Origin of the sequence: Lysobacter daejeonensis GH1-9, from assembly GCF_000768355.1 — a bacterium.
In the GTDB taxonomy this organism is placed as follows: domain Bacteria; phylum Pseudomonadota; class Gammaproteobacteria; order Xanthomonadales; family Xanthomonadaceae; genus Aerolutibacter; species Aerolutibacter daejeonensis.
This window is the reverse complement of the sequence record NZ_AVPU01000015.1, coordinates 43,795-63,148: the sequence shown is the minus strand read 5'-3', so window position 1 is coordinate 63,148 and position 19,354 is coordinate 43,795. Positions and strand designations below refer to the sequence as shown.

Annotated in this window: 19 protein-coding genes; 5 read left to right on the top strand and 14 right to left on the bottom strand. The window is 69.8% G+C overall.

Annotated elements, in window-relative coordinates:
• Positions 1–4: 4 nt before the first annotated feature.
• Entirely contained in the window at positions 5–3,463 is a 3,459-nt protein-coding gene (locus N800_RS09680) for a hybrid sensor histidine kinase/response regulator (RefSeq protein ID WP_036137649.1), read from the bottom strand.
• Between the two features lie 131 nt (positions 3,464–3,594).
• Between N800_RS09680 and N800_RS09675 the strand changes: the two genes are divergently transcribed.
• Positions 3,595–4,950, top strand: a complete 1,356-nt coding sequence (locus tag N800_RS09675; RefSeq protein WP_036137647.1) for a GGDEF domain-containing protein — start codon at positions 3,595–3,597, stop codon at positions 4,948–4,950.
• Positions 4,951–5,115: 165 nt separating this feature from the next.
• Here N800_RS09675 and rpmG read toward each other — a convergent pair whose 3' ends face one another.
• From rpmG to N800_RS09630, 9 genes are all read right to left on the bottom strand, one after another.
• Positions 5,116–5,280 (bottom strand): 50S ribosomal protein L33, encoded by a 165-nt coding sequence (gene rpmG / locus N800_RS09670; RefSeq protein WP_036137644.1) that lies wholly within the window; start codon positions 5,278–5,280, stop codon positions 5,116–5,118.
• A gap of 13 nt (positions 5,281–5,293) precedes the next feature.
• The gene (rpmB, locus tag N800_RS09665) at positions 5,294–5,530 is read right to left on the bottom strand and encodes a 50S ribosomal protein L28 (RefSeq protein ID WP_036137641.1); all 237 of its coding nucleotides are present in this window, start codon (positions 5,528–5,530) and stop codon (positions 5,294–5,296) included.
• Positions 5,531–5,932: 402 nt separating this feature from the next.
• Entirely contained in the window at positions 5,933–7,732 is a 1,800-nt protein-coding gene (locus N800_RS09660) for a DUF885 domain-containing protein (protein ID WP_036137639.1), read from the bottom strand.
• Positions 7,733–7,929: 197 nt separating this feature from the next.
• Complete coding sequence (locus N800_RS09655) at positions 7,930–8,286, bottom strand: lipid-A-disaccharide synthase N-terminal domain-containing protein (protein WP_036137636.1); 357 nt, start codon at positions 8,284–8,286, stop codon at positions 7,930–7,932.
• 2 nt (positions 8,287–8,288) lie between these two features.
• Entirely contained in the window at positions 8,289–9,029 is a 741-nt protein-coding gene (locus tag N800_RS09650; protein ID WP_036137633.1) for a glycosyltransferase family 2 protein, read from the bottom strand.
• 166 nt (positions 9,030–9,195) lie between these two features.
• On the bottom strand, positions 9,196–10,131 hold the full coding sequence (locus tag N800_RS09645; RefSeq protein WP_036137630.1) for a ParB/RepB/Spo0J family partition protein: 936 nt from the start codon (positions 10,129–10,131) through the stop codon (positions 9,196–9,198).
• The gene (locus N800_RS09640) at positions 10,128–10,943 is read right to left on the bottom strand and encodes a ParA family protein (protein ID WP_036137626.1); all 816 of its coding nucleotides are present in this window, start codon (positions 10,941–10,943) and stop codon (positions 10,128–10,130) included. The genes N800_RS09645 and N800_RS09640 overlap by 4 nt, the downstream gene beginning before the upstream one ends.
• 177 nt (positions 10,944–11,120) lie before the next feature.
• Entirely contained in the window at positions 11,121–11,783 is a 663-nt protein-coding gene (gene rsmG / locus N800_RS09635; RefSeq protein ID WP_036137624.1) for a 16S rRNA (guanine(527)-N(7))-methyltransferase RsmG, read from the bottom strand.
• An 88-nt stretch (positions 11,784–11,871) separates the two neighbouring features.
• On the bottom strand, positions 11,872–12,468 hold the full coding sequence (locus N800_RS09630) for a 4'-phosphopantetheinyl transferase family protein (RefSeq protein ID WP_084087456.1): 597 nt from the start codon (positions 12,466–12,468) through the stop codon (positions 11,872–11,874).
• A gap of 218 nt (positions 12,469–12,686) precedes the next feature.
• Between N800_RS09630 and N800_RS09625 the strand changes: the two genes are divergently transcribed.
• A complete protein-coding gene (locus N800_RS09625) occupies positions 12,687–12,959 on the top strand; it encodes a GlsB/YeaQ/YmgE family stress response membrane protein (RefSeq protein ID WP_036137622.1) in 273 nt (90 codons plus the stop codon).
• A 57-nt stretch (positions 12,960–13,016) separates the two neighbouring features.
• Here the strand turns inward: N800_RS09625 and xth are convergent, their stop codons facing one another.
• A complete protein-coding gene (xth, locus tag N800_RS09620) occupies positions 13,017–13,787 on the bottom strand; it encodes an exodeoxyribonuclease III (RefSeq protein ID WP_036137619.1) in 771 nt (256 codons plus the stop codon).
• 74 nt (positions 13,788–13,861) lie between these two features.
• On the opposite strand from xth, the gene ltaE reads away from it, so the two are divergent.
• Positions 13,862–14,878: a low-specificity L-threonine aldolase gene (gene ltaE / locus N800_RS09615; RefSeq protein WP_036137705.1), complete on the top strand. Its 1,017-nt coding sequence runs from the start codon at positions 13,862–13,864 to the stop codon at positions 14,876–14,878.
• 69 nt (positions 14,879–14,947) lie between these two features.
• Here the strand turns inward: ltaE and N800_RS09610 are convergent, their stop codons facing one another.
• On the bottom strand, positions 14,948–16,441 hold the full coding sequence (locus tag N800_RS09610; RefSeq protein ID WP_269635143.1) for a coniferyl aldehyde dehydrogenase: 1,494 nt from the start codon (positions 16,439–16,441) through the stop codon (positions 14,948–14,950).
• Positions 16,442–16,622: 181 nt separating this feature from the next.
• Here N800_RS09610 and N800_RS09605 point away from each other — a divergent pair, with 181 nt between their 5' ends.
• Complete coding sequence (locus N800_RS09605) at positions 16,623–17,183, top strand: gamma carbonic anhydrase family protein (protein ID WP_036137613.1); 561 nt, start codon at positions 16,623–16,625, stop codon at positions 17,181–17,183.
• A gap of 31 nt (positions 17,184–17,214) precedes the next feature.
• Here N800_RS09605 and N800_RS09600 read toward each other — a convergent pair whose 3' ends face one another.
• Positions 17,215–17,469 carry a YkgJ family cysteine cluster protein gene (locus N800_RS09600; RefSeq protein WP_084087447.1) on the bottom strand — a complete coding sequence of 85 codons (255 nt, stop codon included), beginning with the start codon at positions 17,467–17,469 and terminating at the stop codon, positions 17,215–17,217.
• Between the two features lie 11 nt (positions 17,470–17,480).
• Entirely contained in the window at positions 17,481–18,341 is an 861-nt protein-coding gene (gene aroE, locus N800_RS09595; RefSeq protein ID WP_036137607.1) for a shikimate dehydrogenase, read from the bottom strand.
• Positions 18,342–18,388: 47 nt separating this feature from the next.
• On the opposite strand from aroE, the gene N800_RS09590 reads away from it, so the two are divergent.
• Positions 18,389–19,285, top strand: a complete 897-nt coding sequence (locus tag N800_RS09590) for a TolB family protein (protein ID WP_036137605.1) — start codon at positions 18,389–18,391, stop codon at positions 19,283–19,285.
• Positions 19,286–19,354 lie beyond the last annotated feature (69 nt).

Genomic DNA, 19,354 nt, shown 5'->3' with positions numbered 1-19,354 from the left:
CGCGTCAGCCGGCACCCGTTCCGGTCATCTGCCGCTGCGCCGCAAGGAACGCGCGCAACGACGCCGGCTTCAGCGGCTTGGTCAGCACCGGGCACCCGCGCTCGCGCGCGGCCAGCTTGACCGCGTCGCTGCCGTCGCCCGTCACCAGCGCCGCCGGCAGTGGCGCTCCCAAGCTCTCGCGCAGCGCGTCGATCACGCCCAGGCCGTCCAGCCGGTCGTGCAGGTGGTAGTCCACCAGCAGCACGTGCGGCAGGTCCTTCAGCAGTGCCATCGCATCGTCGGCGCTGGCCGCGGTCAGCACGGTGACGTGCCAGCGTTCCAGCAGCGTGCGCATGCCGTCGAGGATCTCGCGGTCGTTGTCCACGCACAGCACGCGCAGCCCGGCCAGCGAGTCGGCGATGACGTTGCTCTCGGGCGGCGCCGGCTTGGGCGCCTGCAACGTGGGCGCCGGCGGCACGGTGATGGTGAACACGCTGCCCATGCCCACCCGCGAGCGCACCGACAATGGGTGGTCGAGCGTGCGCGCGATGCGCTGGCAGATCGACAGGCCAAGTCCCAGCCCGCGTTCGCCGCCCACGCCGGGTTGGTCGAAGCGCTGGAACTCGTCGAAGATCTGTTCGAGGTGGTGGGCGGAGATGCCGGGGCCAGTGTCCCACACCTGCAGCTCGATGCGGCCGGCGGTGCGTTGGCGCGCAGTCATCAGCACGCCGCCATCGCGGGTGTAGCGCAACGCGTTGGCGAGGAAGTTCTGCAGCGCGCGACGCAGCAGCCGGCGGTCGCTGCGCACCGGTAGCGGCGTCATCGGCGCACGCACGCGCAATTGCAGTCCGCGGCCCGCGGCGCTGGGCGCGTACTGCGCTGCCAGTTCGCGCAGCAACTCGCCGGCGTCGAAGTCGGTGATTTCCGGCTTGAGCACGCCCGCATCCAGGCGCGAGATGTCCAGCAAGCCATCGAGCAGGTCCTCGGCGGCGCGCAGCGAGGCGTCGATGCGTTCGGCCAGGTGTTGTTGCTCGGTGCCGTCGGGACTTTCGCGCAGCGCGCTGGTGAACAGTCGCGCGGCATTCAACGGTTGCAGCACGTCATGGCTTACCGCGGCCAGGAACCGGGTCTTGGATTGCTGCGCCGCTTCGGCCTCGCGCGTGCGCAGGTCCACGCGCTGCTCCAGTGTCTCGTTGACCTCGCGCAGTTGCTGTTCGGCGCGCTTGTAGTCGGTGATGTCGCTGTAGCTGGTGACGTAGCCGCCACCGAGCAGCGGTCGCCCGCGCATTTCGATCACCTGCCCGTTGGCGCGAACGCGCTCGAAGATGTGCGGAGTGCCGGCGCGCATGTGGTCCATGCGCCGGCGCACCTTCTCCTCGATCGGGCCGGGGCCCAACTCGCCACGTTCTGCATTCCAGCGGATCAGGTCGGCGACCGGGCGGCCGACGTAGAGCATGCCGTCGGGGTAGTCGAGCAGTTCCTGGTAGCGCCTGTTCCACGCCACCAGGCGCATGTCGCGGTCGACCACGCTGACGCCCTGGCTGATGTTGTCCAGCGTGGTCGACAGCACCTGCCGGTTGAAGCGCAGCTCCTCGTTGGCCTCGTCCAGGACCGCGACCACTTCGCCCAGTTCCATGCCGGAACCGCGCAATGCGGTGGTGAGCGTGAGGCGTGCGGACGCCGCGCCGATGGCCGATGCGAGGAGGCGCTCGGTGAACTGCGCCAACGCGCGGTCGGCGGGGCGCTCGGGGTTCCAGGTGTCATACTGCTGCGCGGCGTAGTCCTCGAACGAGCGCCGTGCATGGCGTTCGCCGACGATGCGTTCGGCCAGCGCGAGCAGCTCGCCGCTGCGCACGCTGCCGGCCCAGCCACCCGGGCCCAGTGCGGGGCGCTGCACATACGGATCGAGGAACGGCGCGGCCGCCAGTTGGTCCTGCAGGCGCGGGCGCTTGCGCACCGACACGTAGACGAATGCCGCGACATTGAACAGCAGCGACCAGAACGTGCCGTGGGTCAGCCGGTCCCAGCCCTCCAGGCCGAACAGCTGTTCCGGCCGCAGCGACCGGATGCCTAGCGGCCCGTCACTGATCCAACCGCCATCGATCCAGCCGCCCTGCGCCAGCGCGGGCAGCAGCAGGGTGTAGGCCCATACCAGCGTGCCGGCCAGCACGCCCGCCAGCGCACCCGGGCGGCTGGCGCCGCGCCAGTACAAGCCACCGATCAGCGCTGGTGCGAACTGGGCCACCGCGGCGAAGGCCAGCAGGCCGTGCTGGGCCAGTGTGTTCTCGCCGGTGGAGCCGCGGTGGTAGCCATAGGCCAGCATGGCCAGCGCGAGGATGGTGATGCGCCGCACCCACAGCACCTGGCGGTCGATGCCCGGGCCCTGGCGCAGGGCCTTGGTCCGCAGCAGGACCGGCATCACCAGGTCGTTGCTGACCATGGTCGCCAGCGCCACGCTGGACACGATGACCATGCCGGTGGCCGCGGAGAACCCGCCCACGTACACCATCAACGCCAGCGCGTCCTGGTTGAGCGCCAGCGGCAACGCCAGTACGTAGGTGTCCGGCGACACGCCGGTGCCCGCCAGCACCGATTGCCCGGCCAGCGTGATCGGCACCACCAGCAGCGAGAACAGCACCAGGTAGCCGCCGAACAACCAGCGCGCCGCGCGCACGTCGTTGGGGTCCTGGCATTCCACCACCGCCACGTGGAACTGGCGCGGCAGGCACAGGATCGCGGCAAAGGCGAGCAGCGTCTGCGCGGCAAAACCGGTCGGCAGGTTGGGTGTCACCACCACCCGCGCCGCGTCGGACATGCGTTCGAACAGGCCGCCGGTGCCTGGCAGGTGGGTCAGCGCGAACACGCCGATCGCCACGAAGGCCAGCAGCTTCACCAGCGATTCCAGCGCCACGGCCAGCACCATGCCGTGGTGGTGCTCGGTGGCGTCGATCTGTCGGGTGCCGAAGAGGATGGAGAACACCGCCAGCAGCAGCGCCACGTAGAAGGCGGGGTCGCCCAGCACGCCCGGATCGGCCGGCGTGCCGGCCAGCACCTGCACGCTCATCGCCACCGCCTTGAACTGCAGCGCCACATACGGAATGGCGGCGACCAATGCCACCGTCGCGACCAGCGCCGCCAGCCCTGGCGCGCGGCCGTAGCGCGAGGACAGGAAGTCGGCGATGGACACGATGCGGTTCTCGCCGGAGATCAGCACCAGCCGCTCCAGGATCCGCCAGCTGAAGACCAGCAGCAGCAGCGGCCCCAGGTAGATGGGCAGGAAGCCCAGCCCCGTCCGCGCCGCGGTGCCCACCGCGCCGTAGAAGGTCCACGACGAGCAGTACACCGCCAGCGCCAGCGAATAGACCGCCGGCCGCAGCCACTTGGCCCGCGGCGTGGTCTCGCGCTGGTCGCCGTAGTAGGCCACGGTGAACAGCACGCCCACATAGGCCACCGATACCAGCAGCAGCAACCAGCCAGGGATCACCCGTGTATACCTCCGTGCTCGCGTCGTTCCGAGTGTACGGCGGCGACAACGCCGACGCTTGCTGGCGCTATGATCGGGCGTCAATGAGCCTACCGCGCAGACCGATGCTGGCCATGCCGAGAATCGAGCCCATGGCCCCGTCGCTGGGGCAAGCCTTCGTCTGCCGCGCGGGCATGGTGCTGGTGCTGGTGGCGGTGGTGGTGTTGCTCGGCTGGCAGTTCGACGTGGCGGTGTTGCGTTCGGTGCTTCCCGGGGCCAACTCGATGAAGCCGCTGACGGCGGTGACCTTCCTGCTCGCCGGCCTTGCGCTGCTCAATCGCGGCAGCCGGCTGCCCGTGCCCGCGCTGGGTCGGCTGCTGTCGGGGTTGGTGGCGGGCGCGGGTGCCATGAGCCTGGCCGCCTATGTGCTGGGATTCACGCTGGCCAGCGATGGCTGGTACCCCGATCCGGAGGCCCTGGCCACGGACCGGATCCCCGGCCGTATGTCGGCGGTCACCGCCACCGGCTTCGTGGTACTTGGATCGTTGGGGCTGCTGCCCGACCGGCGCCCTTGGTGGCAACTGCAGCAGGTTCTGGCCTTCCTGGTGTTGGCGATCGCGATGTTCGCGCTGGCCTCCTATGGCTACCAGGCCAGCGTGCGCGAAACCCAGCCGGACTTCACCCCCGTCGCGATCCACACCGCGCTGCTGTTTCTGGTCGGAGCGCTGGCATGGCTGGGCAGCCAACCGCCACAAGGCCTGATGCGGGTGGTGCATGCCCGCGGCCTGGGGGGCGTGGTGGCCCGCCGGCTGTTGCTGCCGGCGTTGTTGTTGCCCAGCCTGCTCGGCCTGTTCGCGCGGGTGGCGGGTGATTGGTTGTCGTGGTCCACGACAACCGTGGTGTCGATGTTGGCGCTGGTCAGCGGCGGCGCGATGGCCTGGCTGATCTGGTGGGTGGCGCTGCTGCTGGACCGTCTGGAAGGCGAGCGTGCGCAGGTGGTCGCGCTGCACGGCGAGAGCCACACCGACGCGCTGACCGGCCTGCCCAACCGCCGCGCGTTCGATGAGGCCATCGCCGGTCTGGTGCATGGCCGGCGCGAGCATGACCGCAGTTTTTCCTTGCTGATGCTCGATCTGGACCGGTTCAAGGACTACAACGACGCCCACGGCCACCTCGCCGGCGACGAAGTGCTGCGCCGCTCGGCAGGCCTGCTGCGCTGCGCGCTGCGGCCGGGTGACCTGCCCGCCCGCTACGGTGGTGAGGAATTCGGGGTGCTGCTGCCGGACACCGGTGTGGACGAGGCGACCCGCGTCGCCGAGCGCATCGTGCAGTCTTTCCACGAAGAGGCCTGGCCGGGGCGCGCGGTGACGATCAGCATCGGCGTGGCGGCAGCAGGTCGCGAGGAGGCCGCCGCAGGCGTGGTGGGCCGTGCCGATCGCGCGTTGTACGCCGCCAAGATCGCGGGGCGCGACCGGGTGGCATCGGCCGAGCAACCCCCGGCTGCGTGATCGAGCGGGGCGCGAAGCCGCCAACGCGTCGAATTGCGGCGCCCGGCACCACGCCGCCGCTCCCTAGTCACGGCGCCGGAAAAGCAGAAGCCCGCCGAAAGGCGGGCTTCTGTTTGCAGCGTTCCACCAACCCGAAGAAGGGGTCGATCGCGCAAGCCGGTGGGCTTACTTGATCTTGCCTTCCTTGTACGGCACGTGCTTGCGCACGACGGGATCGTACTTCTTGATCTCCATCTTGCCGGGGGTGTTCTTCTTGTTCTTGTCGGTGGTGTAGAAGTGGCCGGTGCCGGCCGACGAGATCAGGCGGATCTTGTCACGCTTGGAAGCCATGGTTCAGTCCTCCTCAGATCTTTTCGCCGCGGGCGCGGAGCTCGGCCAGAACGGAGTCGATGCCGTTCTTGTCGATGGTGCGCAGGGCAGCAGTGGAAACACGCAGCTTCACCCAGCGGTTCTCGCTGGCAACCCAGAACCGGCGCTCATGCAGGTTCGGGAGGAAACGGCGGCGGGTCTTGTTCATCGCATGTGACACGTTGTTGCCGGTCACAGTGCGCTTGCCGGTTACTTGGCAAACTCGGGACATACGCACCTCGAAAGGTAATTGGGGCTTCCCTTGGCCAGGGAGGCGGGCGGCCCTGCCGGCTGCGGAGATCCGCGAACGGCGCGCGATACGGGTGGGGTGTGTGCTCCCCGTGCGGGCGGAGCGGTCACTGGAACCAGGCGGTCCGGAATCGCGCTTCCGGGGAGCCGCCATGCTTGCCCTGCGGGCAGGCTGGACACAGCGAGCCGCACATTATTCCAGAACCCCCGCCTGTGGGCAACTTGGGGGGGCTTTGGCGTGAGGGGACGGCCCGAAGTCACCCGGGGGTGCCCCGCCGTCGCGTTGACGGAGCGCCCCTTGGGCTTCGCCCCGTGCCCCAAGGGCCCCAAGCCTTGCTGATCGGTCAGGCCGCCCGGATCAGCACGCTCCGGGGGACTTCACGCTTCAGCCCGCCTTGTCGCTGGACTTCGAGGCACCTTCCGCTGGCGCCGCCTTCGTCTCGGCGATCCAGCGCCGCACCTCGGTCTCCAGCACCGGCAACGGCAGCGAACCCTGGCGCAGGATGGCGTCGTGGAAGGTCTTCACGTCGAATCGGGTGCCCAGCTCGCGCTCGGCCTCGGCGCGCAGCTTCACGATCGCGATCTCGCCCAGCTTGTAGCTCAGCGCCTGGCCCGGCCAGGAGATGTAGCGGTCGACCTCGGTGGTGACCTCGTGCTCGCTCAGCGCGGTGCGGTCGCGCAGGTAGGCCAGGGCCTGCTCGCGGGTCCAGCCCTTCGCATGGATGCCGGTGTCGATCACCAGCCGGCAGGCGCGCCACATCTCGTAGGTCAGGCGGCCGAACTCCTCGTACGGGGTCTGGTAGATGCCCATCTCCTGGCCCAACTTCTCGGTGTACAGCGCCCAGCCCTCGCCGTAGGCGGAGATGTAGGACTTGCGGCGGAAGTCGGGCTGGCCGGTCTGCTCCTCGGCCAATGCGCCCTGCAGCGCGTGGCCCGGGGAGGCCTCGTGCAGGGTCAGCGCCGGCAGGTTGTACAGCGGTCGCGAGGGCAGGTTGTAGGTGTTGACCCAGTAGGTGCCGTTGCCGCCGCGGCCGGCGGTCCAGAACGGGGCGATGTCGTCCGGCACCGGGATGATGGTGAAGCGCCCGCGCGGCAGCGTGCCGATGACCTTGCCGACCTCGCCGTCCACGCGCTTGGCGATCCACGCCGCGCGCTCCAGCAGCGCCTGCGGCGTGGTCACGTAGAACTGTGGGTCGGTGCGCAGGAAGTGCAGGAACGCGGGAAAGGTGGCCTGGCCCTCGGGCGCCTTGAAACCAACCTGCTGGATGATCGCGTCCATCTGCGCCTGGATGCGCGCCACTTCCTGCAGGCCGATGGCGTGGATCTCGTCGGGCGACAGGTCCAGGGTGGTGTATTCGCGGATCTGCTGGCGATAGTAGTCGGCGCCGCCGGGCATTTGCGATGCGCCCAGCGTGGTACGCGCCTTCGGCACGTACTCGTTGCGGAAGAAGGCCAGCAGCGTGCCGTAGGCGGGAATCACCTTGTCCTTGATCGCCGTGCGCGCGGCCTCGCGCAGACGCGCCTGGTCGGCGGCGGCGATGCCGTTCGGCAGCTTGCGGAACGGCGCGTACAGCGTCGCCTGCTCCGGATCCCTGAGCTGGGTGACGGCGGCGATCGACACGTCACGGCCGTCCAGCACCGCGCGCGGCACGCTGAAGCCGCGCGCGAGCCCGGCCCGCATGTTGCCGATCTGCTGGTTGAAGTGGCGCGGCACGTCGTTGAGCCGCGCGACGTAGGCCTCGGCATCCTTCGTGTCCTTGAAGGTGGTGCGCGCCATGAAACCGAGGTTGGACCAGAACGACGAGTCGGAGTTGAACGGCATCTCGTAGCCGCGCAGGCGCACGTCGGCGGCGAGATTCTCGACCTGCGCACGGTACACGGCGAGGTTGATGCGGTTTTCCGCCGAGAGACTGTTGGCATCGACGGCGTCGAGTTGGCGCAGTACGCCTTCCCACACCTTCAGCCGCGCTTGCTGGCTGGCGGCATCCACGGTGGGCAAGCGGGTGTTGCCACCGGAGGTGTCGCTGTCTTCGTCGGCGCCGCCGGTTTCACGCTGCCGCCACGTCCATTCCTTGGCGTAGATCGCCTCGAAGCGGGCATCGGCGCTGGAGGCGTCGGCGCGGGCGAGAGCGATCGGCGCGAGCGCCAAGTGCAGGGCGAGGAGGGTGGGCAGCAGGGGCTTCACGGCGTACGGCGTCCGGCAGGTGGCGAAAGGCCGATCTTCGCACCTTGGGGGCAAGGTCGCATTTGCCCTTTCGTGGGGTTTTTTTTGGGGGGCGCGGGGCCGAGGACATGGAGCATGGCTGCGCCCTTCCGCCGGGATGTGCCGACGGAGCCGGGCAGCAATGCCCGTCGGGCTCGTCGGCTCTCTCCGGAGCAAGATCAATGCGAAGCGCGATCGCGCTTCCAGCCGCGGTGCTTGATGTCCAGGTACAGGCTGTACGCCGCGGTGAACGCCGGGAACAGGTTCTGGATGATCCCCACCGAGTCCTGCTTCTGCGAGAACAGGAAGTAGCTCAGCGTCATCGCGCTGCCCAGCAGGCTCATGTACCAGAACAGCCGCGGAATCACCGGCTTGCCGTGTCGGCGCGATGCCAGGAACTGCACCGCCCAGCGCCCGCCGAACATCAGCGCGCCGGTCAGGCCGATCACCTTCCACGGCGACATGTGCAGCCCCGTCCACTCCAGCCACGCGATCGGCGTGTTCATGAAGTCAACCGGCACCAGGTCGACGGGCATGTTCAGACCTCTTCCACGCGCGTGACCTTGCCGCGCTTGATCAACCATGCCACGCCGCGCAGGTCGCTGATGCCGACCAGCGCGCGGTTGAGGTTGTTGTACTTGGACACGCCCGCGGTGCGGTGGCGGTGGTGCACCGGCACGCTCACCGTCTTCCAGCCCGCGCGCTGCATCAGCGCCGGCAGGTAGCGGTGCATGTGGTTGAAGTGCGGCAGGTCGAGGAACGCCTCGCGCTCGAACAGCTTGATGCCGCAGCCGGTGTCGGGGGTGTCGTCGCGCAGCATGCGGCTGCGGATCGCGTTGGCCCACTTCGACGCCCAGCGCTTGCTGCCGCTGTCCTGGCGGTTGACGCGCCAGCCGGCGAACAGCTTGACCTCCGGCGCGGCCTGGGCGCGCTCGGCGATCAGCTTGGGAATGTCGGCCGGGTCGTTCTGGCCGTCGCCGTCGAGGGTGGCGATCCACGCGCCGCGCGCGGCCTTGACGCCGTTGCGGATCGCGGTGCTCTGCCCGCTCTGGGTGACGTGGTGCACCACGCGCAGTTCCGGCACTTCGGCCTTGAGCTGCTGCAGCACGGCCAGCGTGTCGTCCCGGGAGTGGTCGTCGACGTAGACGATCTCGAAGTCGCCGCCGTCGGCCGGGGCGCGCCCGCGCAGCGCGGCGGTGATCTCATGGATCAGCGGGGCGACGTTGTCGCGCTCGTTGAACACGGGCACCACGACGGAGAGTTGGGGGCTGGTCGTCATCGGTCTCGGGGGTTGGGGCCGTACGGGGCCGTCCGCGTCGGCCTATTGTCAACGAAAACGCGCGCCGCCGCCGAGCGCGGCAGCGAGGCGCCATCGAAGTGGGCGCCGCTTCGGGCGGTGATGGGGATCGGGCGACGACGCGCGGCCGGCCGCCGTGCGCCGGGACTCAGGCTTCCACGCGGCCGCGCAGGCGTTCCAGCACGCCTTCCAGCGAATCCAGGTCGGTGTAGTGGATCACCAGCCGGCCCTTGCCGCCGCGCCCGTGCAGCACATTGACCTTGGTACTGAGCGACTCGGACAGCTCGCGCTCCAGGGAGGCGATGTCGGCCTGCGGCTTGGCCTTGGCCGGCTTGGCCTTGGCGGTGCTGCTGGTCGGGATGGCGCCCGCGGCGAGCTGCTGCACGCGGTGCTCCACCTCGCGCACCGACCAGCCGGCCTCCGCGGCCTGGCGGGCCAGGGCGATGGCGGCCTGCGGGGTCAGCGCCAGCAGTGCTCGGGCGTGGCCCATGTCCAGCGCGCGGGTCTCCACCAGCACGCGGATTTCCGGCGGAAGCTCCAGCAGGCGCAGCAGGTTGGATACCGCCACGCGCGAGCGACCCACGGCTTCGGCAGCCTGGGCGTGGGTCAGGTCGAACTCGTCGATCAGCCGCTGCAGCGCGTTGGCCTCTTCCAGCGGGTTGAGGTCCTCGCGCTGGATGTTCTCGATCAGCGCCATGGCGACCACGGTGCGGTCGTCCACCTCGCGGATCACCACCGGGATCTCGGCCAGGCCGGCCAGCTTGCTGGCGCGCCAGCGGCGTTCGCCGGCGATGATCTCGTAGGTCTTGCCGCCATGGTCGGCGATCTCGCGCACGACGATGGGCTGGATCACGCCCTGCGCGCGGATCGACTCGGCCAGCTCGGCCAGCTTGTCCTCGTCCCAGACCTTGCGCGGCTGGTACTTGCCGGCCTGCAGTGCGTCCACCGGCAGCGTGCGCAGCACGTCGCCCGGGGTGGCTTCCAGTACCGGGGCCTGCGCGGCCGCCGTGGGGCCCAGCAGGGCCTCTAGGCCGCGGCCCAGCCCGCGCTTCTTCGCGCCGGCACCGCCCTTGGCGTTGCTCATGCGGCCACCTCCTTGGTGGCGCCCTGCGCGGTCTTCGCGGCCTGCTCGCGCTCGCGCTGGCGGCGCAGCACTTCGCCGGCCAGGCCCATGTAGGCGATGCCGCCGCGGCTGGCGCGGTCGTAGCCGACGATGCTCTGGCCGTGGCTGGGCGCCTCGGCCAGGCGTACGTTGCGCGGCACGATGGTGCGGAACACGCGGTCGCCGAAGTGGTTGGTCAGCTCGGCCGACACCGCGTTGGCCAGGTTGTTGCGCACGTCGAACATGGTGCGCAGCACGCCTTCGATCTCCAGCCCCGGGTTGAGGCGGGCCTTGAGCGCGTTGATGGTGTCGAGCAGGGCGCTGATGCCTTCCAGGGCGTAGTACTCGCACTGCATCGGCACGATCACCGAGTCGGCGGCGGTCAGCGCATTGAGGGTCAGCAGCGACAGCGCCGGCGGGCAGTCGATCAGGATGTAGTCGTACTGCGCGCGCAACGGCGTGAGCGCGGCCTTGAGGCGCTGCTCGCGGTCGTTCTGGTTCATCAGGCTGATCTCGGCCGCGGTCAGCTCGATGTTGGACGGCAGCAGGTCGAAGTCTTCGGCCGTGCGCTTGAGGATGCTGGCCGTGTCGGCCTCGCCCAGCAGCACATCGCAGATGGAGGACTCGATCTCGCGCTTGTCGATGCCGCTGCCCATGGTCGCGTTGCCCTGCGCATCGAGGTCGACGAGCAGCACGCGCTTGGGCGTTTTGGCCAGGGCGGCGGCCAGGTTGACGGCGGTGGTGGTCTTGCCGACCCCGCCTTTCTGGTTGGCGACGGCGATGATGCGGGCCATGCGGCTCGTCCTGGTCAGTGGCGGATGGGACCCGGCGCGGGGCCGGACCGATGATTATGCATGCTGCGGTCGGAGGCTGCCGAGTGGACAAAAGTGCGGCGGCTATCACGCTTTGCCGTGAGCGAGCCGGGGCCGTCGCTGGACGAGCGGGGCCCCGCCGCCGGAGGGACCGGCGGCTCAGGCAGTCGTGGAGCGCCCGACCACCACGAGGTGTCGTTCGGCCTCGAGCCCTGGCACGGTCAGCGGATGCGAGGCACGCACCGCCCAGCCGGCGGGCAGTTCGGCGATCTCGTCGACCGGGTGCACGCCCTTCATCGCCAGCAGCTCGCCGCCGGGCTTGAGCAGGTGGCCGCCCAGTTCGAGGATCAGCGGCAGGGTGGCCAGCGCGCGGGCGGTAATGGCGTCATAGGCGCTCGGTTCGGCCAGCGCCTCGATGCGCGATTCGGCCACGCGCACGTCCTTGAGTCCCAATTGACGCACCGCCTCGCGCATGAAGCGGGCCTTCTTGCCGTTGCTTTCGACCAGGGTGACGCGCAGGCCGGGCTTGGCGATGGCCAGCGGGATGCCGGGCAGGCCGGCGCCGGTACCGAGGTCGGCGAGGGCGCCGCCGCGCGCGGCGATCGCCTCCACATAGGGGGCCATGGCCAGCGAATCGAGCAGGTGCTTGGTCACCATCTCGTGCGGGTCGCGCACGGCGGTGAGGTTGTAGGTCTTGTTCCAGCGCACCAGCAGCGCGAGGTAGGCCAGCAGCGGGGTGGCCAGCGCCGGGTCCAGACCGAGGCGGACGAGGCCGGATTCGAGCAGGGGACGCAGGTCGGCGGGCAGGTCGGGCGTGTTCATGCGGGGCGAAGTATGACGGCTGCACGCGCAGCGCGCGAACCCGCGCATCGCGTGGCGCGCCAGTGACGCGGTCGTCGTGCCGCGCGCCTTATTCCCTGCGCCGGCGCCACGCCATCGCACCGAGGTATCCCGGCGCCGGTGCGAGTTCGCGCACGGTCCATGCCGCGGCGGGGCCGAGCGCGGCATCGCAGTCGTGCAGGACCAGTGTTTCATCGTGTTCCACGAACACCAGCCGGTGCAGGCCGAACGACAGCCCTTGCCCGTGCGCCTTCAGCACCGCTTCCTTGGCGCACCACAGGCGCAGGAACCGCGCTTCGCGGACGTCCTCGGGCGCCGCCCGCAGCCACTGCACTTCCGGCGCGGCGAAGAAGCGCTCGGCGAGGGCGAGCGCACGCGGCCGCGGTCGCCGCCATTCGAGGTCGACGCCAAGGTCGATGCCCTCGCCCACGGCCACCAGCAGGCCCTCGCCGCTATGGCTCCAGTTGCAGTCGTGCGCCTGCAGTGGCGGCTGCAGGTACGGCCGGCCGAATGTGTCGCGCGCGAAGGCCACCCGCGTGGGTTCGATGGCCAGCGATTCGGCCAGCCACGCGGCCACCTGCACCTGCCCCGGCTGCGCGCGGTCGCGCGGCAACCATGCGATGCGCGGTGCGGGGAGCGAAGTCGGCGAAGGCGGCGGGGTGTTCACGGGCGCCAGTGTAAGCACCCGGCGGGCGGAGCACCGGCGGGGCCATCGGCACCCGTTGGCAATCGTGAAAATTCCCGGGAAATCGTCACCCGTTCATCACGCAACTGCCTGATTTCGCAGACATCGCCATCACGTTCATCTAGGGACACTGCGTCCACCCCCAACGCGGGGTGCAGTCCACCCCGAACAGCAAACCTCACTTACAAGGAGAGACCACCATGGGCATCATCATCTGGCTGATCGTCGGCGGCATCATCGGTTGGCTGGCCAGCATGGTCATGAAGACCGACGGCCAGCAGGGCATCTTCCTGAATGTCATCGTCGGCATCGTCGGCGCGTTCCTCGGCGGCTGGCTGGGCGGCATGCTCGGCATCGGCGGCGGCGACATCAACGACGGCAACTTCTCGATCACCGGCCTGCTGCTGTCGCTGGTCGGCGCGATCGTCCTGCTCGGCATCGTCAACCTGTTCCGCCGCGGCCGAGTGCGCTGAGTCGCGCTTACGCTGCAACGTCGAAGGCCCGGACCTGTGTCCGGGCCTTCCGCGTTATCAGGCACCCAGTTCCACCCAGGCCGGCGCATGGTCGCTGGGGCGCTCCCAGGTGCGCGGTTCGCGGTCGATGCCGGCGGCCACGCAGCGCGCACGCAGCGCATCCGATACCAGGGTCAGGTCGATGCGCAGGCCGAGGTTGCGGCGGAACGCGGCCTGGCGGTAATCCCACCAGCTGAACTCGCCCGCCACGTCGCTGTGCAGGCGGAACGCATCGTGCAGGCCCAGCGCGCACAGCCGGCGCAGGCCGTCGCGCTCGGCGGTGGAGGTAAGGATGTGGTCGTCATTCCATACCGCCGGGTCGTGCACGTCGCGTGCGTCGGGCGCGATGTTGAAGTCGCCCAGCACCACCAGTTCGGGGTGGCGCTGCAGTTCCTGCGCGATCCAGTCGTGCACGGCCTCCAGCCAACGCAGCTTGTAGGCGTACTTGTCGGTGCCCACGTCCTGGCCGTTGACCACGTACAGGTTGACGATGCGCACCCCGCCGACGGTCGCGGCGATGACGCGCTTCTGCTCGTCCTCGAAGCCGGGGATGCCAACCTGCACGTCCTCGGCCGGCGCGCGCGAAAGGATGGCGACGCCGTTGTAGGTCTTCTGCCCGGCGAACACACTGCGGTAGCCGGCACCGACCAGCGCGGCATCGGGGAAGCGGCTGTCCTCCAGCTTGGTTTCCTGCAGGCCGACGATGTCCGGCCCGAACGTGGCGAGCCACTGCTCCAGGTGCGGCAGACGGACGTTGAGCGAATTGACGTTCCAGCTGGCGATCTTCATCGGCACAGTCTAGTCGGCGGCAGTGGCATGATGGAATTTCCGCCCTGCCCTTGCCGCCCGCCATGCCCAATGCCATGCCCGTCGTCGATCTGCGCAGCGACACCGTGACCCGCCCCACGCAGGCGATGCGCGAGGCCATGGCCCGCGCCGAGGTGGGCGACGACGTGTACGGCGAGGACCCCACCGTCAACGCGCTGCAGGAGCGGCTGGCCGCTGACCTGGGCTTCGTGGCGGGCCTGTTCGTACCGAGTGGTACGCAGTCGAACCTGCTGGCGCTGCTGGCCCACTGCGAGCGCGGCGACGAGTACATCGTCGGCATGGACGCGCACACCTACCGCTACGAGGGCGGTGGCGCCGCGGTGCTGGGTTCGATCCAGCCGCAGCCGCTGGTGCAGGCCGCGGACGGCAGCCTGCCGCTGGATGCGGTCGAGCAGGCGATCAAGCCGCTGGACGATGCGCATTACGCGCGGACCCGGCTGGTTTGCCTGGAGAACACCTGGCACGGGCGGGTGCTGCCGCTGGACTACCTGCAGGCGTCGCGCGCGTTGTGCGACCGCCGCGGCCTGGCGCTGCACCTGGATGGTGCGCGGTTGTTCAACGCGGCGGTGGCGCAGGGTGTGCCACCGCGGACCATCGCGGTGCATTTCGACAGTGTCTCGGTGTGCCTGTCGAAGGGCTTGGGCGCGCCGGTGGGCTCGGTGCTGCTCGGTACGCAGGCGCTGATCGGGGGCGCGCGGCGCTGGCGCAAGGTCGCCGGCGGCGGCATGCGCCAGGCCGGCATCCTCGCCGCGGCCGGACTGCACGCGTTGGACCATCACGTGACGGCGCTGGCCGACGACCACGCACGCGCAGCGCAGCTGGCGACGGCGTTGGACGGTGCACCGGCAGTGCGCGTGGTGGCGCAGCACACCAACATGGTGTTCCTCGATGTGACCAGCGGGCGAGTCGACGCCCTCCGCGCGCATATGGAGGCGGCCGGGGTGCGCGTGTCGGTGGGCTACACCCCGCGCGTGCGCCTGGTGCTGCATCGGGATGTGGACGATGTGGGACTGCAGCGCACGCTCGACGCGCTGCACGCATTCCGGGGCTGAGCGACGTCCAGAGCCCCGACGCGAGCGCTCCTGATGAAGGTGGCGCCGGCGATCGCGAAAGCCGGCCGGCTATTTCGCCAGCCAGCGGATGAGGCGGTCGATATGCCCGTGGTATGGCGGCTTGAGCCAGTCGCTGGCGGCGAAGCGACGCTGGCGCAGCACCGGCAGGACCTTGCTGAAGGTCTCGAACCCGTGGCGGCCGTGGATCGCGCCGATGCCGCTGGCACCGACACCACCGAACGGCAAGCCGTGCGCACCGAAGTGCAACAGGGTGTCGTTGACCGTCACGCCGCCGGCCAGCGTACTGGCCAGGATGTGGTCTACGCGTCCGCGGTCGTTGCTGAACGGGTACAGCGCCAGCGGCCGCTCCAGTGCGTTGATCCGCGCGATCGCCTCGTCCAGGTCGCTGTATGACAGCACCGGCAGGATCGGGCCGAAGATCTCATGGCGCATCACCTCGGCGTCCATCGCCGGGTCGATGACCAGCACCGGTGGGAACAGGTGTTCCTCCTCGATCAGGGCAGCATGCCGCTGTGCCGCGTCGGCGAACGGCTCGACGACGGCGTGGCCACGCTCGCGCGCGTCGGCGAGGTAGCCGTGCAGGCGGCGGAACTGGCTTTCGTTGATCACCCGCGTGTACGCGTCGGTGTGGACGAAGTCGTGGCCGTAGCGCTCGCGCAGCTCATGCACCAGCGCATGCACCAGCGCATCGCGGCGTGCGGCATCGACCAGCACATAGTCCACGCCGATGCAGGTCTGCCCCGCGTTGAACCACTTGCCGGTGGCGATGCGCGCGGCAGCGGTGCCAATGGGGAAGTCGGCGCAGACCACCGCCGGCGCCTTTCCGCCCAGCTCGAGCGTCACCGGGGTCAGGTTGGGCGCGGCAGCGGCCATCACCTTGCGCCCCACCGCGGTGGAGCCGGTGAACAACAGGTGGTCGAACGGCAGTGCTGCGAACGCGGCCCCGACTTCGGCACCGCCCAGGGCCACGGCCACGCGGTCGGGTGGGAACACGTCGGCCAGCAACTGGCGCAGCCACGCGCTGGTGCGCGGAGTGTGTTCGGACGGCTTGAGGTACACGTGGTTGCCCGCGGCAATGGCCGAGACCAGCGGCACGAGCGCCAGGTTCACCGGGTAGTTCCACGGCGCGATGATGCCAACCACGCCGACCGGCTCGTAACGCAGCTCGGCGGTGGCCGGCCACAGCTTCCAGCCGACCGCGGCACGCTGCGGGCGCGACCAGCGCCGCAGGTGGCGCAGCGCGTGGTTGATCTCGGCCAGCGTGACCATCGCTTCGGAAATCAGGTTCTCGTGGGCGGAGCGGTGGCCGAAATCGGAACTGATCGCCGCGTCCATCGCCGGTATCGCGGCGCGGAACGCCTCCCGCAGGCGCTGCAGGTCGCGGCGGCGCTGGGCAAGGTCGGGTTTGCGGGCCTGCCACGCCACGCGCAGGCGCTCGCGCGTGGCGGTCAGTTCCTGGGGCGTGGTGTCGGCGGTGATGTCCATACGGGCGAGTGTAGTCCCATCCCTGGGCGGTGCGGCGACAGTGCCGACCTTCCACACCGGCCGCTGCCATCACACTGCCTGTCTGGCAGCGGTCATGTGGGTCGCGGCGGTTGCAACGCGCGTGGTTGTTGTGTCGCGATCCTGCGGTGCCGGCCTTTCACGCATGTGCTGAACTGAGGTTGATGGTGCACGTGGGGTGGCCCGTCACGGCGGCGGGATCGGGGCGTAATATCGCCCGATGACCATGCGCCCCTACCTCGAACATTTCCCCGTCGTCGGCGAACGCGTCTACGTCGACCCGGCCGCCACCGTGATCGGCGACGTGGTGCTGGGCGACGACGCGTCGATCTGGCCCGGCTGCGTGGTCCGCGGCGACGTCAACCACATCCGCATCGGCGCGCGCACCAACGTGCAGGACGGCACCATCGTCCACGTCACCCACGAGGGGCCGTACACGCGCCCGGGCGGCTTGCCGACGCTCATCGCCAACGACGTGACCATCGGCCACGGCGCGATCATCCATGCGTGCACCGTCGACGAGTTCGCGCTGGTCGGCATGGGCGCGCGACTGCTGGACGGCTGCCACGTGCAGCGCTTCGGTTTCGTCGGCGCGGGTGCGGTGGTGTCGCCGGGCAAGGTGGTCGGCGAAGGCGAGCTGTGGCTCGGCAACCCGGCGCGCTTCGCGCGCAAGCTGACCGAGCGCGAACTGGAGCAGTTGCAGTACAGCGCCGGCCACTACGTGCGGTTGAAGGACCACTACCTGGGCATGGACGACGGCGCGCCGAGGATCGTGCGCTGAGCTTCATTGCCCCGGAGCGCTCCGGGGCGCGTCAAGGCTGGGTTTGTCGCTCCAGCAACTCGATCAGGCCAAACGCCTCTTCGCGCGACCGACCACACAGGTCGGGCGCGGGCTGCAGGGTGGCGCAGAAGGCCGGCCGTTCAGGCTTGCCGAACAGGCGGCAACGGTACTCGTCATCCAGTTGCACGCACGGCATCCCCGCCGGCTTGCCGCGCGGCATGCCGGGAATCGGCGAGGTGATGGAGGGCGCGATGCAGCACGCGCCGCAGCGCGCGCGGCAATCCATGGGAGTACGGCTCAGTCCGCCGTGACCAGCGCGTCGTCCCGCTCGCGCAGCGCGGCGTAGACCTCGTCGGTGTAGGGGCGTACGCCGTGCCAGCGCTGGAAGCTCTCCGCGGCCTGCTCCACCAGCATGCCCAGCCCATCGATGACCAGGTGGGCGCCGGCCGCGCGCGCCCAAGAGAGGAACGGAATCGCCGCCTCGCCGTAGCTCAGGTCGACGGCATCGCAGCGCGGCGCCAGTAGCGTGCCCGGCAGCACCGGCAGCCCCGCGCCGCGCGCCGCCGAGGTGGCGTTGATGACCAGGTCGAAGTTGCCCAGCGCGCCGATGTCGTCCAGGTAGCGCGGGTGCACGCGATCCGGTTCGCCCAGCGCATCGGCCAGCGCATCCACGCGGCTGGCGGTGCGGTTGACGATGTACAGGCTGGCGATGCCGGCATCCAGCAGGGTGGGGGCGACGCCGCGCGCCGCGCCACCCGCGCCGATCAGCAACACCTTGCGGCCGCGCAGGTCGCGGCTGTGGCGCTCGGTCAAGTCGCGGACCAGGCCGGCGCCGTCGGTATTGTCGCCGTCCCAGCCAATGGTGGTGCGGACCAGCGTGTTGACCGCGCCGGCGCGGCGGGCGCGATCGCTGAGGTTGTTGCAGATCGCCGCTGCGTGCTCCTTGTGCGGCAGGGTCACGTTGGCGCCCACGCCGCCTTCGGCGGCAAAAGCGGCCAGGGCCGCGTCGAAGGCTTCCGGCGCCGCGTCGATCGCGGTGTATTCCAGGGCGATGCCGGTCTGTCGCGCGAAGGTCGCGTGGATCCGCGGCGACAGCGAGTGGGCAACCGGGTGGCCGATGACCGCGAAACGTTTTGCAACGGCGTTCGGATTCGACATGGCAGGTCCCTCGCTAGACTGCATGGCCAGTACCCAGGAGACGCACGATGCGGCGCAACCCGGCCTTGATCGGTTCCAGTCTACTCCCGCTGCTGCTGCTCGGCGGCACGGCTTACGCCCTGGCCGAATTCGGCATCGAAGGCATGGGCGTGGTGTCCACCAAGGCCAGCGAAGTGCGCGGCACGGTCAGTCCCGACGGCCAGCGCATCGTGTGGGGCAGCCCCGACCGCGAGGGCGGATCGGGCGGCTGGGACCTGTGGCAGGCCACGCTCAAGGACGGCCGCTGGCAGGACGCGAAGCCGCTTTCGCTGAATACCAAGGCCAAGGATCATTCGCCGATGTTCAGCGCCGACGGGCACTGGCTGTACTTCTCCAGCGACCGCTCCGGCGGGCGGGGTGGTGATGACCTGTACCGCGCGCCTGTGACTGGCAGCGGTTACGGCAAGCTGGAGAACCTGGGTGCGGGCGTCAACACCAAGGGCGACGAGTCGGCGCCGGCCCCGAGTCGCGATGGCAAGACGCTGCTGTTCGCCGGCAATGGCCACGGCGGCGCGGGGCGCCATGACCTGTTCTTCGCACGCTGGGACGGCGCGGCGTTCGGTGCCGTGCAGCCGGTGCCCGGGGTGAACACGCGCGAGGATGAGTTCGACGCGGCGTGGCTGGGCGATGGCGAGGCGATCGTGTTCGCGCGCTCGGCCGATGCCCAGGCCAAGCCGACCCAGTTGCAGTTGGCGCAATGCGACGGCAAGCGTTACGGCGGCATCGCGCCGCTCAAGCTCTCGTTCAACACTGATGCCGCCACGACGCTGGGGCCGGTGGTGGAGTGGAACAAGCCAGGTGAGTTGCTGGTCACCGGCAGTGCGCGATCGCCGCGCGCCGGAGGGTTGGACCTGTATCGGATGAAGGCGCCCGCGGTGACGGGCAAACGAGGCTGCCTGGGCTGAGTCTCGCCGTGAGGTGCTTGAGGGCAGATTGCGGGCATGTGTCCCCACGATCACCGGCAACGAAAAACC

What these genes read in the sequence shown, in the direction of transcription:
- ltaE (WP_036137705.1), top strand. Translation starts at nt 13,862, where the DNA reads ATGCCCGTCGTCGATCTGCGCAGCGACACCGTGACCCGCCCCACGCAG.
- N800_RS09590 (WP_036137605.1), top strand. Translation starts at nt 18,389, where the DNA reads ATGCGGCGCAACCCGGCCTTGATCGGTTCCAGTCTACTCCCGCTGCTG.
- N800_RS09600 (WP_084087447.1), bottom strand. Translation starts at nt 17,469, where the DNA reads ATGGATTGCCGCGCGCGCTGCGGCGCGTGCTGCATCGCGCCCTCCATC.
- N800_RS09650 (WP_036137633.1), bottom strand. Translation starts at nt 9,029, where the DNA reads ATGACGACCAGCCCCCAACTCTCCGTCGTGGTGCCCGTGTTCAACGAG.
- rpmB (WP_036137641.1), bottom strand. Translation starts at nt 5,530, where the DNA reads ATGTCCCGAGTTTGCCAAGTAACCGGCAAGCGCACTGTGACCGGCAAC.
- xth (WP_036137619.1), bottom strand. Translation starts at nt 13,787, where the DNA reads ATGAAGATCGCCAGCTGGAACGTCAATTCGCTCAACGTCCGTCTGCCG.
- N800_RS09645 (WP_036137630.1), bottom strand. Translation starts at nt 10,131, where the DNA reads ATGAGCAACGCCAAGGGCGGTGCCGGCGCGAAGAAGCGCGGGCTGGGC.
- N800_RS09605 (WP_036137613.1), top strand. Translation starts at nt 16,623, where the DNA reads ATGACCATGCGCCCCTACCTCGAACATTTCCCCGTCGTCGGCGAACGC.
- aroE (WP_036137607.1), bottom strand. Translation starts at nt 18,341, where the DNA reads ATGTCGAATCCGAACGCCGTTGCAAAACGTTTCGCGGTCATCGGCCAC.
- N800_RS09640 (WP_036137626.1), bottom strand. Translation starts at nt 10,943, where the DNA reads ATGGCCCGCATCATCGCCGTCGCCAACCAGAAAGGCGGGGTCGGCAAG.
- rpmG (WP_036137644.1), bottom strand. Translation starts at nt 5,280, where the DNA reads ATGGCTTCCAAGCGTGACAAGATCCGCCTGATCTCGTCGGCCGGCACC.
- N800_RS09675 (WP_036137647.1), top strand. Translation starts at nt 3,595, where the DNA reads ATGGCCCCGTCGCTGGGGCAAGCCTTCGTCTGCCGCGCGGGCATGGTG.
- rsmG (WP_036137624.1), bottom strand. Translation starts at nt 11,783, where the DNA reads ATGAACACGCCCGACCTGCCCGCCGACCTGCGTCCCCTGCTCGAATCC.
- N800_RS09655 (WP_036137636.1), bottom strand. Translation starts at nt 8,286, where the DNA reads ATGCCCGTCGACCTGGTGCCGGTTGACTTCATGAACACGCCGATCGCG.
- N800_RS09625 (WP_036137622.1), top strand. Translation starts at nt 12,687, where the DNA reads ATGGGCATCATCATCTGGCTGATCGTCGGCGGCATCATCGGTTGGCTG.